The sequence below is a fragment of the Halorubrum shenae genome, assembly GCF_051194165.1.
Taxonomy (GTDB): Archaea; Halobacteriota; Halobacteria; order Halobacteriales; family Haloferacaceae; genus Halorubrum.
In genome coordinates, this window is the sequence record NZ_JBLZNI010000046.1 from 1 (window position 1) to 1,402 (window position 1,402).

Annotated in this window: 1 protein-coding gene; it reads right to left on the bottom strand. The window is 55.5% G+C overall.

Annotated elements, in window-relative coordinates:
• Window positions 1–13: 13 nt before the first annotated feature.
• Window positions 14–1,288: an IS4 family transposase gene (locus ACNS88_RS17565; RefSeq protein ID WP_435100633.1), complete on the bottom strand. Its 1,275-nt coding sequence runs from the start codon at window positions 1,286–1,288 to the stop codon at window positions 14–16.
• Between the last annotated feature and the right edge of the window lie 114 nt (window positions 1,289–1,402).

Here is a 1,402-nt window from a genome sequence, read left to right on the forward strand (position 1 = left end):
CATCCGTCTTCAGTTAAGACTCACACCTCGGTTGTGTAGCGGTAGCGAGCGTCTCTTGTAAGATCGGTCGCTGCTTGTGGATCTTTTGAGCGTCTTCGATCAGTCGTTCAAGCAGCGGCGGTGGTGAGTAGCCGAGATACTCACCCAGTTTGTGGAGGAAAAGCTGGGCGTGCGACCGAAAGGTCGCCGCCCAGCGCTCTGTCGGAAACACGAGCTCATCATCCGCCTGCTCAGTGACCAGATCCAATAAGTCGCGGCTTACAAGCAGCGACAGCAGTGCTGCGTATAGTAAGATCTTCACCACGTGTTCGTCGCTCGTGTTGAACTCATCCAAGTTGTACTGCGTCTTCAGCTCACGGAACAACAACTCAACTTCCCACCGACAGCGGTAGATCTCCGCTAAATCCGCCGGAAAGAACTCCTTCCTCGCTAAATTCGTCATGTACAGGTGGTAGTCGTCGGCGTCCTCGTCGCGGACGCCGACGACGCGAAATCGCTTCGTATCTAGTGACCGCCTCCCGTTGTACGGCCCTCGTTTGAATTCGACTTCGACTTCTACATCGATGTACTTCCGGTCAAGGTCCTCGAGAACAACTCGGAGCTGTTTACCCTCTAAGGGAATGGCGCGGCCGCGCCATTCCCGTAATTCCGACGTAATCATCGGGTTCGCGTTCTTCTTCAACCGGCTGACGAAGTAGCCGTCGTTCTCGTCGATCAGCGCAAACCGGCGGTACTTGAAGTAGGCGAGATCGAACAGCATGAGGCGGTTCTCAAGCCATGGCCCTGTCTTGAACAGGGTGCTGTCGTGTGCTTTCTCGTCAGCAGTATCGATCTGTTCAATCGTCTGCTCGGTGGCATTATGGAGCAGGTGGAGCTTCGCTCCAGCCTGCTCCTCATGGGGGGCTTGGAACTGATCTGAAAGAAACTCGTGTAACCGCAACACCGTTCCATCAGCGATCATCACATCTCTGAACCGGTCAATATCAGCAGCCGTCGCGTCAGGAACAGCGACCTCGTCGAGCGCGGTCTCGACGAGGTCGCGGAGGTACTCCGCAAGCGTCGGAGTCAACCGCTGATGGAACCCACTCGGTGAGATCGTCTCATCGGCAGTCGAGTTGTAACAGCGTCTAAACCCGGCGAGTGTTCGGCTTTCGCCTGCGGCGAAGCCGAACACGAATGTCCAGACGAAGGCAGGAATCTGAAGCTTTCGGTCACGTTCGACCACGCCGAGTTCCTCGGCGTGCTCTTTGAGGAACTCAGAGGGAAACAGTGTAGTGAGCCGACGCATAATTCGAGATGAGGAGTCCTTGTCGTGCACAGACTGGACTTCCTCATTCCTTCCGAAAGATGTCCCGATAAGCCACCGCAGTTACGCGGTTTCTTGCTTAACTGAAGACGGATG

What these genes read in the sequence shown, in the direction of transcription:
- ACNS88_RS17565 (WP_435100633.1), bottom strand. Translation starts at nt 1,288, where the DNA reads ATGCGTCGGCTCACTACACTGTTTCCCTCTGAGTTCCTCAAAGAGCAC.